At 66.8% G+C, this 12608-nt stretch carries 12 protein-coding genes and 1 pseudogene; 3 read left to right on the top strand and 10 right to left on the bottom strand.

The window, feature by feature from the left end; all coding sequences use genetic code 11:
- Nucleotides 1–294: integrase core domain-containing protein (locus BLT40_RS18665; RefSeq protein WP_143025915.1), on the top strand; the 294-nt coding region annotated here is incomplete at its 5' end.
- A 145-nt stretch (nucleotides 295–439) separates the two neighbouring features.
- Here the strand turns inward: BLT40_RS18665 and BLT40_RS18660 are convergent.
- The 3 genes from BLT40_RS18660 to gltX are packed head-to-tail and all read right to left on the bottom strand — an operon-like array spanning nucleotide 440 to nucleotide 2652.
- A complete protein-coding gene (locus BLT40_RS18660) occupies nucleotides 440–913 on the bottom strand; it encodes a transcriptional repressor (protein WP_036114050.1) in 474 nt (157 codons plus the stop codon).
- A gap of 40 nt (nucleotides 914–953) precedes the next feature.
- Nucleotides 954–1256 (bottom strand): hypothetical protein, encoded by a 303-nt coding sequence (locus BLT40_RS18655; RefSeq protein WP_079522096.1) that lies wholly within the window; start codon nucleotides 1254–1256, stop codon nucleotides 954–956.
- Nucleotides 1249–2652, bottom strand: a complete 1404-nt coding sequence (gltX, locus tag BLT40_RS18650; protein WP_079522082.1) for a glutamate--tRNA ligase — start codon at nucleotides 2650–2652, stop codon at nucleotides 1249–1251. Before gltX ends, BLT40_RS18655 begins: the two co-directional genes overlap by 8 nt.
- 195 nt (nucleotides 2653–2847) lie before the next feature.
- Here gltX and BLT40_RS18645 point away from each other — a divergent pair, with 195 nt between their 5' ends.
- Nucleotides 2848–4008, top strand: a complete 1161-nt coding sequence (locus BLT40_RS18645) for a glycosyltransferase family 4 protein (protein WP_036114057.1) — start codon at nucleotides 2848–2850, stop codon at nucleotides 4006–4008.
- A pseudogene (locus BLT40_RS18640) lies at nucleotides 3980–4522 on the top strand (phosphatase PAP2 family protein). The gene BLT40_RS18645 and the pseudogene BLT40_RS18640 overlap by 29 nt, the downstream one beginning before the upstream one ends.
- On the opposite strand, the gene BLT40_RS18635 reads toward BLT40_RS18640, so the two are convergent.
- From BLT40_RS18635 to truA, 7 genes are all read right to left on the bottom strand, one after another.
- On the bottom strand, nucleotides 4438–7380 hold the full coding sequence (locus BLT40_RS18635) for a type 2 lanthipeptide synthetase LanM family protein (RefSeq protein ID WP_090355743.1): 2943 nt from the start codon (nucleotides 7378–7380) through the stop codon (nucleotides 4438–4440). The pseudogene BLT40_RS18640 and the gene BLT40_RS18635 sit on opposite strands and share 85 nt — an antisense overlap.
- Nucleotides 7381–7390: 10 nt before the next feature.
- Nucleotides 7391–7597, bottom strand: a complete 207-nt coding sequence (locus tag BLT40_RS18630; protein WP_043693394.1) for a DUF6229 family protein — start codon at nucleotides 7595–7597, stop codon at nucleotides 7391–7393.
- 214 nt (nucleotides 7598–7811) lie between these two features.
- The gene (accD, locus tag BLT40_RS18625) at nucleotides 7812–8684 is read right to left on the bottom strand and encodes an acetyl-CoA carboxylase, carboxyltransferase subunit beta (RefSeq protein ID WP_043693391.1); all 873 of its coding nucleotides are present in this window, start codon (nucleotides 8682–8684) and stop codon (nucleotides 7812–7814) included.
- Nucleotides 8685–8747: 63 nt separating this feature from the next.
- Nucleotides 8748–9548 carry a tryptophan synthase subunit alpha gene (gene trpA / locus BLT40_RS18620; RefSeq protein ID WP_090355740.1) on the bottom strand — a complete coding sequence of 267 codons (801 nt, stop codon included), beginning with the start codon at nucleotides 9546–9548 and terminating at the stop codon, nucleotides 8748–8750.
- Nucleotides 9548–10759, bottom strand: coding sequence for a tryptophan synthase subunit beta (gene trpB, locus BLT40_RS18615; protein ID WP_043693385.1), 1212 nt, complete (start codon nucleotides 10757–10759; stop codon nucleotides 9548–9550). The genes trpA and trpB overlap by 1 nt, the downstream gene beginning before the upstream one ends.
- A 10-nt stretch (nucleotides 10760–10769) precedes the next feature.
- Nucleotides 10770–11381 (bottom strand): phosphoribosylanthranilate isomerase, encoded by a 612-nt coding sequence (locus BLT40_RS18610; RefSeq protein ID WP_090355736.1) that lies wholly within the window; start codon nucleotides 11379–11381, stop codon nucleotides 10770–10772.
- The gene (gene truA, locus BLT40_RS18605; protein ID WP_090355733.1) at nucleotides 11378–12145 is read right to left on the bottom strand and encodes a tRNA pseudouridine(38-40) synthase TruA; all 768 of its coding nucleotides are present in this window, start codon (nucleotides 12143–12145) and stop codon (nucleotides 11378–11380) included. Before truA ends, BLT40_RS18610 begins: the two co-directional genes overlap by 4 nt.
- Between the last annotated feature and the right edge of the window lie 463 nt (nucleotides 12146–12608).

Raw genomic sequence — 12608 nt, 5'->3', positions numbered from 1 at the left:
GTCATCCACACCGATCAGGGCGCCTCGTACACCTCCGATCGCTACACCCAACATCTGGCCCGACACGGCATCGTTCAAAGCATGAGCCGCAAGGGGAACTGCTGGGACAACGCCGTCGTCGAACGCGTCTTCCGAAGCCTTAAACAGGAGTGGTTCGGCGAGGAAACCTGCCCGACCCGAGCTTTGGCATCACAAGACGCGATCGACTACCTGGTTCGCTATTACAACCACGAGCGCCTGCACTCCGCGCTCGACTACCGCCCGCCGGCCGAGTTTGAGAGGATGGCGGCTTAACGCTCCTATGCGTGGTCCTCAAATACCCGGCCACTACAGCCCTGCGCGCGAAAAGCCTGCGTAGCGATGGTGGGTTGCCGCTTCTTCGCTGCGTCGGCTTTTCGCGCGCAGGCGCGCTCCTACAGCGGTGTCGGGCAGCCGGGCGTTACCGGCAGTTCTTGCAGATGCCGTGCACTTCGAGGGTCTGCGCTTGCGGACGGAACCCCAGGGCTTTGGCCTGGGCCTCGATCAGCTCCGCGACGCGTTCGTCGCAGACTTCCTGCGCGCACTGGCACTTGTCGCAGATCAGAAAAGGTACCTGATGCGATTCCGCCGGATGGTGGCAGGACACGTAAGCGTTGATCGACTCCAGCTTATGGATGAAGCCGTTTTCGAGGAGGAAATCGAGCGCCCGATAGACCGTGGGCGGCGCGGCGTTGCCGTGCTTCTCGCGCAGGCGATCGAGCAGATCGTAGGCTTTTACGGGTTTGCCCGCGCTCGCGACCAGTTCCAGCACCTCACGACGCAGGGGCGTCAGGCGCAGACCGCGCTCCAGCGAGGCGTGTTCGACCGCCGCGACGAAGCCGCGGGCATCGTCATGGTGTTCGTGCGTGTGCTTGTGCGCGGCGTGCGTGGTCACATCGAAATCCTCGTATCCCTCATTCTAACATGAGGGCCCGTCAGCGCTTTTTCGACCGGGGCAGCGGGGGCGGACCGCCACGCGGCGGTAAAGGCGGGGGCCGCTTGCGTGGCATGAAAGGCACCACCCAGCCGAACGGCCCCAGCACCAGCGCGGCGACGATGCCGGCGACGAAGCGCCCGCGCCACCAGCCCAGCACGCCGCCGACGACGATGAAAACGATCTGCCAGAGGATCAGCTGCCCCCATGGCATCGCGGCCATGAGGTTCGTGAAGATCGCCAGAAAGGCTCCGGGGTCGTCAGGATCGACGCCCCGCATCGCCTTGGCCAGGATCTCATCCACGAGCGCGGGCGAGCGCCTCGTCGATGCGCGCCAGCGCACCGTCGCGACCGGCCAGGTAGATGGTGTGTTCGATCGACGGCGACACCTGCGTGCCGGTCATCGCCACGCGCAGCGGCGCGGCCACCTTGCCCATCCCCAGTTCGAGGCCCGCGGCCACGCGCTCGACGGCGCCGTGTACGGCTTCCGGCGTCCACTCAGGCAGAGCGGCGAGTTCGGACTTCGCCTTCTCGAGCGCGGCGGGCGCGGTGTCCGTACGCAGGTGTTTCTCGATGGCCTTGTCGTCCCACTCGACGATCGGGCCGTACCAGATCTTCGCGCGCTCGGCCATTTCCTTGAACGTCTGCACGCGGTCGCGCAGGGCCACGACCACGTCGGCGGGGTTCGGGCCAGCCGAGGCGTCGATACCGATCTTGCCGAGGTGCCAGGCCAGTTCCGGCCCGAGCGTCGCCGGGTCATCCGTCTTCAGGTAATGCTGATTGAGCCAGGAGAGCTTGGTCACGTCGAAGCGCGATGCGGCCTTGTTGACGTCCGAGACGTCGAACAGCGTTTTCATGTCCTCGACCGAGAAGATTTCCTGATCGCCATGCGACCAGCCCAGGCGGACGAGATAATTGAGCAGTGCATGCGGCAGGAAACCGTCGTCGCGGTACTGCATGACGCTGACGGCACCGTGACGCTTGGAAAGCTTCTGGCCGTCCGGCCCCAGAATCATCGGCAGGTGCGCGAATTCGGGGACGGGCGCACCCAGCGCCTTGTAGATGTTGATCTGGCGCGGGGTGTTGTTGACGTGGTCGTCGCCGCGGATCACCTCGGTGATACCCATGTCGATGTCATCGACCACGACCGCGAAGTTGTACGTCGGGAAGCCGTCCGAGCGGAAGATCACGAGGTCGTCGAGCTCTTCGTTCGACCACTCGATGCGCCCCTTCACCTTGTCGTCGAACACCACCGAACCCGTGGACGGGTTCTTGAAGCGGATGACGCGGTTCGGATCGTCACGCAGCGGCTCGTTGCGGTCGCGGTAATAGCCGTTGTAACGCGGCTTCACCCCGGCTGCCATGGCCGCGTTGCGCATCTCCTCGATCTCTTCCTTGGTCTCGTAGGCGTAATACGCCTTGCCCTCGCGCAGCAGCTGGTCGGCCACCTCGCGGTAACGGTCCATGCGCAGCGTCTGATAGTACGGACCTTCGTCATGCGTAAGGCCGAGCCACTGCATGCCGTCGAGGATGGCCTGCACGGCCTCCTGCGTGGAGCGCTCGCGATCGGTGTCCTCGATGCGCAGTACGAATTCGCCACCGCGGCGGCGCGACTCCAGCCAGCAGTAGAGCGCGGTACGGGCACCGCCGATGTGGAGGTAGCCGGTGGGGCTGGGGGCGAAACGGGTACGGACGGTCATCGTTGAGGTCATCGGACGGACAAGGGCGGGATTTTAACCGATCGGGCCCCGGGGTGGTTTCGAGGGCATCCCCTACAGCGTGCTCGCCTTGATCGCCGGGCCCGTTCCGGTAACGCCAGCGTCATATCACCATCATGCCCGCGACATCCCTGCGCGCGAAGCTTGGACCAAGCTCAGGCCAACAGGGGCACCGCCATGCGAGTCGGCATCGTCACCGAGACCTATGCACCGGACGTCAATGGGGTCTCTCTTACCGTCCAGTCGCTCGCCCGCGGACTCGTCCGCCGCGGACACACCGTCGACCTCATTCGCCCGATCCACCCCGACACGCCGGCCATGGCCGATGCGGGCATGGATGTCCTCGCCGTCGAGGGTGCCGCCGTCCCGCGCTATGCCGGCCTTCGCTTCGGCCTGCCCTCCCGCTTTCGCCTGGAACGCCGCTGGCGGTCGGACCGCCCGGATGCGATCTACGTGGCCACCGAAGGCCCGCTGGGATGGAGCGCGGTAAGCGCCGCCCGCCGCCTCGGCATCCCCGTCGCTACAGGCTTCCACACGCGCTTCGACTTCTACGTCGGCCATTACGGTTTCGGCGCATTGACCCCTTTCGTACGCAACTACCTCGCCCGGTTCCATCGTCGCGCGCAGACCACCCTGGTGCCCACGGGCCAGCTCGCCGGTGAGCTCAACGACCTCGGTGTCCACGACGTACGCGTGCTTCGCCGCGCGGTCGACCCGCAGCGTTTTCATCCCGAACGTCGTAACGACGACCTGCGCACGTCGTGGGGCGCGGGTCCGGATACACCGGTCATGCTCAGCGTGGGCCGGGTGGCGCCGGAGAAAAACCTGCACGTCGTGATCGATGCCTACCGTGCCCTGCAGCGTCGCGTTCCCGGCGCCCGCTGTGTCATCGTCGGTGACGGCCCGGGTCGTGCCGCTCTCGAAGCGGCCCATCCGGATGTGATTTTCGCCGGCGTCCGCCGCGGCGACGACCTGGCCGCTTACTACGCCAGTGCCGATCTGTTCGTTTTTCCGAGCCTCACGGAGACCTTCGGCAACGTGGTGCTCGAGGCGATGGCGTCGGGGACACCCGTCGTGGCCTATGCGGAAGCCGCCGCTCGCGAATTCATCCGCAACGGCCAGAACGGCATCCGCGTCGCGCCCGGCAACGAAGGCGGACTGATCGAACGCGCCGCGGCGCTCGGTGCGGACATCCACGCGTGCCGGGCGATGGGCGGCGCCGCACGTCTCTCGCTTGCCGGTTCATCACCCGATTCGGTCATCGCCGAATTCGAATCCATCATGCAATCAATGGCCGAGGAGAGCGTCCATGAACGCAGCACCGCCGTCGCCGCGTAGGGCCAGCCTCGACCGGCGCATGTGAGTCGCCGCCAACCGCTGGGGCGCGCGTCGTGCGATCGGCATCTTCTTCGGCGCCATCAGCCGCCTCGGTGATGGCGTCTTCTGGTATTCGCTCATGACGGTCATGGCGATCGTCGGCGGCTGGCACGGTGTGGCCGTGGCGGTCCAGATGGCGATCACCGGACTGACCGCACTGATGCTCTATCGCGTACTGAAGCGCTGGACGCGTCGCCCACGCCCCTTCCGCACCTGTCCCGGCGTGATAGCCCACGTGCCCCCGCTGGATGAGTTCAGCTTTCCGTCGGGACACACGTTGCAGGCGGTGTCGTTCACCGTCGTTGCGGTGGCGCATTACCCGGTGCTCGCGCCTTTCCTGATCGGCTTCGCCGCGCTCATCGGTGCCTCACGCGTCGTGCTCGGTCTGCACTACCCCAGCGATGTGCTCGCCGCGACCGTCATCGGTGGCGGGCTCGGCACGTTGTCGCTGTGGGCGGAGCGTGTGCTGGTCTGATTCGCGAAGGACGGAAGCAGGACGGAAGGCAGAGCGCTTTCGGGATGCATCCGCAGCAACTGCCACGCGACGCCGCCCAGGCCGGCGATCAGGCCCGGTGACAGGTCTTCACTCTGCCTGCCGCACCGGGCTCCGTGGCTTTCGATGCTGCCGATGATCGTGGCCTTCAGCGTATCGCTGTCGCAGCCTGCGGGAGCGAATCCCGTGCGCACGGCGATGTCGAGCAGCTCCCACGCCCCCATGTCGCCGTGGCATAGCCCATGACCGCCACCGATACCGTTCTGCCAGGCGAGCGTCGAAGCGACGCGGAACTGGGCGCGCCGATCGGCGTTATCCAGTGCCGGATCCAGATCGGCCAGCGCCAGCCCGATACCGACCGCGCCGTGGCACCACGCGGCCGCCGGGTCGCCGCCACGAAGGTCGCGCCAACCCGTCACCGGATCGAACAACGAGGCGTCGAACGCGAGCGCGGCCCGCGACATCGCGAGAAAACGATCCTGTCCGGACGCCTGCGCCAGCTTCGCCAGTGCCCATCCGATGCCCGTCGATCCATGGGCGAATCCGCCAAGTCCATCGGGCCATCGCTCGTGCGGCCACCAGGCGCGGCCGTCCTGCCGACGCGCCGCCTCGATCAGTGCATCGCCCACGGTCACCGCCTGGGTCAGGTGCCTCGCATCCTTCGTGCGCTCGTGAAGCGTAAGAAGCGGCGCGATCGCACCGCTGCTGCCGGTAAGCAGGTCGCGCGTATCGTCCGCCGCGACGGACTCCGCGATGAGTCCGGCGAGACGCTGCGCCCGCTCGACGCCCTCACCCGCCGCCGTCGCGCCCCAGGCCTCCAGTAGCAGCCACGACGCGATCTGGGAGCCGAGACCGATGTACCCACCGGGAGGCACCGGGCGCGGCCGCGCCACATGGGTACGACGCTCCCATAGCTGCGCTTCGGCCCATCGCATCGTGTCGACCGCCGCCGCGGCGATCGCATCGATCTCCGCCACATCGTCCGCCCTCTCCGCATCGCGCTCGCGCGTGTAACCATGAGCCAGTAACGCGATGCCTGCGATGCCTCCGTATACGTCCTGCGCGATCGGCTGCACGCTGCGCCCGTTGGGACCCAGCACGGAAGCGATCCACGCCACGCTGCCATCGTCACCGCGGATCGCACGCCTCACGATGTCTTTCATGACACCTGCGGCGAGCAGACGGCGACGGCGGTCGAGATCGTGCAACGCGAGGCGTACCGGTCGCAGGGAGACATGCGCTTCGTCGCGGTCACCGTCGGCATAGGCGCTGGCCAGCGAGGCGCGGATAGCCTGACGTTCGAGCGCGAGATCTGCCTCGCGCCAGCGTCGCAATGCATCCTCGGCGAGGTCGCGGGGATCGAGCCACGACGTGCCGCGAGGGCCCGATAGCCGTCCTTCGCTAACGATCGTCGAAAACAGCGGAATGTCGCCATCGAGCAGGTCGGCGATCTCGGCCGCGATCACGTCGTCGCGATCGGGCGAAATCGCTCGGTTCAGACCCATCCGACGCAATAACGCGGCGGCGCGATGCGTCGCTTCGTCACGTGCGTGCAGCGACACCGGGTGCCAGAGCATGCGCGCCAGCTCGGCGTACACCTCGGTCGACCGGACGACCGCACGCACTTCGCAACCTGCAAAAGCGCGCAACCGGTCGGCCAGTTTCCCCGCCGCGTCCTCGGAGCGCAGCCAGGCGGTCACCTGATCGAAGCCTTCGACGACCTTCGGCCAGTGCGCGGCCAGCGCGGGCGCGCGCGACGGATGATTCGCGGCGCCGCCGGGTTCGACCATGACGGTGCCCAGCCGCGCGCGATCCGTACCCGCGTCGACGATGGCGGGCACCTCCACGCTGGGCTGCTGCCCCGGCAAGGCACCCATGCCGGACGAATCCACGCCACGCCAGGCCAACGCCGCGCCGCGCCCCGGCAGAAACCCCATGCTCAGAACGCTGCCTTCGACCATGCCCACGGCGCGGTCGTGCGCCAGGCCCATGCCCGAGGGTGTGACCGGCGGATGCGGCGTGAACAGCGTCTCGCAGTCGATGACGAACGGATGCGCACCGTGCGCGATCAGGTTTTCGGCGTGCAGATCGCTACCGCCGAGCAGACGCATGACGGCCAGCCACTCGCCCAGTCCGCGATAGAAACGGGACAGTTCGCCGTCGTCGGCGGCGTAGCGGTGTTCGACGAATGCGGCCCAACCGTAGCCATCCCGCTCCACGACGGGTGGTACACGAAGACTGGCGCCCTGTGCTGTGAGTGGCTCGATAAAGCGGGACAAGGCCGCGTCGATGCCCACCGATCGTGGCTTGTAGACGATACGGCCGCGGGCGCAGGTGACCAACGCCACGGTCCTGCCGCCACGGTGACTGTCGCCCGCGCCGATCGCCAAGGCGACGAGCTCGCCGAGCGGGCTACCGCGGAATACGTCGAGCGCCTCGCGGTCCGTCGCGAAATGCGTGGCGAACGCCAGCGCGCTTGCGCAACGCTGTTCCACCAGACGATTCACGCGATCCATCAGCGTCGGATAATGCGTCGTCAGTTCTTCCCAGAATGCGGGAGACGACGAGCGCTCAATGAATTCGTGCCAGCGGCCCGCGCTGTCGGCAGCGACGAGCAACCCGTCTTCGACGGCCGCGTGCAACTCGAGCAACAGGACACGACCGAGTCGGCCATGCAGCGCTTCCGTCAGCGAAGCGCGCGTCGCGTCGGCGACGACGCCGCGTTCGGCGCACGTCAGGCCGGCTACCCCGGCGAGCCGGGCTGCAAGATCCACCATGGCATCGGCGATCAGGCAGCCCAGCGATTCGCTGAAATCGTCGGCGTCCGTGGAGGACGTCACGGCGAGAGGATCAGGCGCAGTAGATGTGGATGGTGTTCTTGATGGAGCCCGTACACATCGCACAATCGGTGACGAGCATATCGGTGCCGCCGATGATATCCGCCTCGGCGAATTCGTTGGCGAAGAGCGCACCCGCCGGGTTGTTCTTGTCCGCCTGCGTGCGCCACTGCGCGGCACGGCTGACGGAGTTGGAAGCGAAGTTCATGTCGTTGTTCATCGGATTCATCCTTTGCGGTATGGAATGGAAAAACGTACGTACTCCGGTGCCCTCACCCCGGCCGATTCTTGTCGTGCGCCCGGATACGGCACAAGGGCCAACGCCATGCGTCGTTACGTGTTTTCGGCATGAGCCGCAAAAGTGACGGCCGCAAACGAAGAAGGCCCCGGATTTCTCCGGGGCCTTCCTTGTTTTGCTTACTTACGAAACCGGATCACGCCGCCGCGCGCGGCGCCTTCTCGAGAATGCCGAGAATCGAGCCGAGCTTTTCGCGCATTTCGCGACGGTCGACGATCATGTCGATGGCGCCGTGATCGACCAGGAACTCCGGGCGCTGGAAGCCTTCCGGCAGGGTCTCGCGCACGGTCTGCTCGATGACACGCGGGCCGGCGAAACCGATCAGCGCCTTCGGCTCGGCGACGTTGAGGTCGCCCAGCATGCCAAGGCTTGCCGACACACCGCCGGTGGTCGGATGCGTAAGCACCGAGATATACGGCACACCGGCATCGCGCATGCGCGCCAGTGCGGCCGACGTCTTGGCCATCTGCATGAGCGAAAACAGGCCTTCCTGCATGCGTGCGCCACCCGTGGCGGCGAAGCAGACGAGTGCGCTGTTTTCCGCCAGCGCCTTCTCGGCGGCGCGTGCGAATTTCTCGCCGACCACCGACCCCATCGAGCCACCCATGAAAGCGAACTCGAAGGCGACCGAAACGATGGGACGATCCAGCAGCGTGCCGGACATCGCGATCAGCGCATCCTTTTCACCCGTGGACTTCTGCGCGGCGACGACGCGGTCCTTGTACTTCTTCTGGTCCTTGAACCTGAGCGCGTCGACGGCCTCCAGCTTCGGCCAGAGTTCCTTCGCGCTGCCTTCGTCGAGGAACGCGTTGAGGCGCACGCGGGCCGAGATCGCGTGATGATGGCCGCACTTCGGGCAGACCATCAGCGACTTTTCGAGCTCCGGCTTGTAAAGGACCGTGCCGCAACCGGCGCACTTCTCCCACACACCCTCGGGCACCTTGCCCTTACCGCCGGCCGCGCTGGGTGCGCGGGTCTTCGGCGTCATGATTTTCTGCAGCCAGTTCATCGTGCGTCTCCGATTGGTGTCGCGTCGCGCGCGGGGCGCGCTCCTACATGAAGCTCGTTTCGATCAGCGCGCGTCGAGGGCGGCGCGGATCGGGGCCAGGAAATCGTTGGCCCGTTTTGCCACCTCGTCAGCGGACGTCGCACCGGCCAGACGTTCGACCAGGGCACTGCCGATGACGACCGCATCGGCGAACGCACCGATGGCCGCGGCACTCGCGGCGTCGCGCACCCCGAAGCCGACGGCGACCGGCGCCTTCGACGTCGCCCGGATGCCGGCCACGCGCTCGGCGATATCCGCCGTGCTGAGCTGGGCCGCGCCGGTGATGCCAGCGAACGACACATAATACAGGAAGCCCGAAGCCGCCTCGCACAAGGCCTGCAGCCGGGTATCGGTGGTCGTTGGCGAGGCCAGCAGGATCTGGTCGAGGCCGGCATCGCGCAGCGGCGCGAGCACGTGCGCCTCCTCGAGCGGGCAGTCGACCATCAGCACGCCATCGACACCCTTCTCCACGGCATCGTCGGCGAATTCCGGGTATCCGTACATCTCGACCGGGTTGAGGTAGCCCATCAGGACGATCGGCGTTTCGTTGTCGGTCTCACGGAATGCCGCGACCCAGGCCAGCACGTTATGCAGGCCGATGCCTTTAGCAATGGCCCGCTCGCTGGCGTGCTGGATCACCGGGCCGTCGGCCATGGGATCGGAGAACGGCACGCCCAGTTCGATCACGTCGGCGCCCGCGGCGACCAGCGCCTGCAGCATCGGCACCATGGCGTCCGGCTGCGGGTCACCCGCCGTGACGAAGGTGATCAGGCCGGTACGACCGGCGGCTTTCAGTGCCGCGAAACGGCTTTCAAGGCGGCTCATCAGATCTCGATCCCTTCACGCTCGGCGATGGTGTGCACGTCCTTGTCCCCGCGACCGGAAAGGTTCGCGAGCACCAGGCCGTCGCTGGGCAGTTCGCGGGCCAGCTTGATCGCCTGGGCGATCGCGTGGCTCGATTCCAGCGCGGCAAGGATGCCCTCCGTGCGGGCGAGCAAGTGGAACGCCTCGAGCGCTTCGTCGTCCGTCACGCCGACGTATTCCGCCCGACCGGCGTCCTTCAGGAACGCGTGCTCCGGGCCGACGCCCGGATAGTCGAGGCCCGCGGAAACGGAATGCGTTTCGACGATCTGGCCGTTCGCGTCCGAGAGGACGTAGGTGCGATTGCCGTGCAGCACGCCCGGCTTGCCCGCCGCCAGCGAGGCGGCATGACGACCCGTACCGATACCGTCGCCCGCCGCCTCGGCGCCGACGATGCGCACGTCGCGGTCGTTGAGGAAGGCGTGGAACAGACCGATGGCGTTCGAGCCGCCACCGACGCAGGCCGTGATGACGTCCGGCAGACGGCCGAACTGCTCCAGCGTCTGCTCGCGCGCTTCGCGACCGGCGATGGCGTTGAAGTCGCGGACCATCTGCGGGTACGGGTGCGGACCCGCCACGGTGCCGATGATGTAGAAGGTGTCGGCGACATTCGTGACCCAGTCGCGCATCGCCTCGTTGAGGGCGTCCTTGAGTGTCTTCGAACCGGAAGTGACCGGGACCACCTCGGCGCCGAGCAGGCGCATACGATAGACGTTGATCTTCTGCCGCTCGATGTCGACGGCGCCCATGTAGACGACGCACTTCAGGCCCAGACGCGCGGCCACGGTGGCGCTCGCCACGCCATGCTGGCCCGCACCGGTCTCGGCGATGATCCTCGACTTGCCCATGTGCCGGGCGACCAGCGCCTGACCCACGGTGTTGTTGATCTTGTGCGCGCCTGTGTGGTTCAGGTCTTCACGCTTGAGGATGATCCGCGCGCCGCCGACGTGCTTCGTCAGCCGCTCGGCGAAGTACACCGGGCTGGGACGGCCCACGTAGTACTTGAGGTCGCGATCGAGCTCGGCGATGAAGGCGGGATCGACACGCAGTCTTTCATACGCGGCGGTCAGCTCGGCCAGGGGCTCCATGAGCGTTTCCGCCACGTAGATGCCGCCGTAGTCACCGAAGCGGCCATGCGCATCGGGGTAGGCGTGAAAATCCGTGATTTCGGTCATTGCCTTCTCGTTATCGTCGTACAGCGGAAATGAAGCGTTCCATCTTAGCCCCATCCTTGATACCGGGCGACGTCTCGATCCCGCTGGAGACGTCCACCGCCCAGGGGCGTGCGATGCGGATGGCCTCGGCCACGGTGTCGGCGCCGAGCCCACCCGCGAGGATCAGGGGTTGCGCAAGATGTTTCGGCATCCGCGACCAGTCGAAACGCTGCCCGCTGCCGCCCTGCTCGCCGAGCCCGTGCCCGTCCAGCAGCAGGCCGGCCGCGCGCGGATATTCGTGCAGGCGCGCCAGCGCCGCCTCACCCTCACCCATCGCGATGGCCTTGGTATAGCGCACGCCGTAGCGGGCGCATTCGTCGTCGGTTTCGGCGCCGTGAAACTGCAGCATGTCGGGACGGAGCACGCGCAGCACCTCATCGATAAACGCCGGCTCATCGTCCATCACCAGCGCAACCGTGGTGATGTACGGCGAAACGGCATCGCGCAGCTGCGCGGCGGCGGCCGGCTCGACGAAACGCTTGCTCTTGCGCGTCATCACGAAGCCGATGGCATCCACGCCGAGGTTCACCGCGAGGCGTACATCGTCGAGGCGGGTCAGCCCGCAGAACTTGATCCGGGTCATAGCGTCACTTCCTGTGGCAGCCCCCAGTGGGCTTCGTAAAGCGGTCCGAGGAAGGTCAGCCCTTCCGCGGGTGCGGTGGCGCCGGCGACCTCGCGATCGCGGCCGGCCAGCAGTTCGGCCATCCAGCCGACGCTCTCTTCACCACGGCCGATCCGCAGCAGCGAACCGACGATATTGCGCACCATGTGATGGAGAAAGGCATTCGCCTCGATCTCGACGACCACATGGATGTCTTCGCGAAACACACGGATCGAACGCACGTTACGCCGCGCATGCGCGGCCTGGCAGGAGATCGCGCGGAACGCGGTGAAATCGTGCTCGCCGACGATCGCCTGCGCGGCTTCATTCATGGCCTCCGCATCGAGCTGGCGGCGCTCCCAGGCAACGAACCGCGCATCCAGCGCCGGGCGCACGAAGCGCGGCAGCAGGCGATACCGATAGCGTCGGGCCCGTGCGGAGAACCGCGCATGGAAGTCGTCCGGCACCACCTGCGCCCAGGTCACCGCCACCGTGTGCGGCAGATTGGAGCAGGCGCCGAGGATCCAGCCGCGCATGTCGCGCACCACATCGGTGTCGAAATGCACGACCTGGCAGCGGCCGTGCACCCCGGCGTCCGTACGACCGGCCGCGGTCACCTCGATGGGCGTCTGCGCGACGAAAGCGAGCGCGGCCTCCAGCGAACCCTGCACGGTCTTCGCATGGCTGAGCCGCTGCCAGCCGAAGAAGTCGGTGCCGTCGTATTCGACGCCAAGGGCGATGCGCATGGGGCGGGGTTCTTGGGGCGGTGGAAACCGGAAAGAGTACCACTCGGGGGGATGGGGGTGCGTTCGGGGGCGTATGGGGGGTGGCAGCGGTTGCGTTGAGGCCGGGGAGCCGTTGGCTGCCGTTCCTGTCGCTAAGTCCTCGTCCGGCCTTCGCCTCCCTGCGGAATCGCTCCAGGAACGGCAGCCAACGACTCCCTCCCAACGCAACGGTAGATTGTGGGCGAGCAAAACGGAGCGCGGCGATCTTGCGGCCTGCGCCTATGCTCCTCGATCGTTTTTGCGGCACGAAACCTCATCGTTCGGAGGGGTGCCGCCGGGTGTCGTTCTCGGAGCGCTTCCGCACGTAGGCGAAGGCCGAAGGAGGACTTAGCGACGAGAATGGCATCCGGCGGCGCCCCTGCCTCAACGCGTTCGCGCCCAACGCGATGGCGAAGCCGAGCACAAAAAAGAGCCCCGGCACAAC

Origin of the sequence: Dyella sp. 333MFSha (assembly GCF_900102405.1) — a bacterium.
In the GTDB taxonomy this organism is placed as follows: domain Bacteria; phylum Pseudomonadota; class Gammaproteobacteria; order Xanthomonadales; family Rhodanobacteraceae; genus Luteibacter; species Luteibacter mycovicinus.
This window is presented reverse-complemented; position numbering and strand designations above follow the sequence as displayed.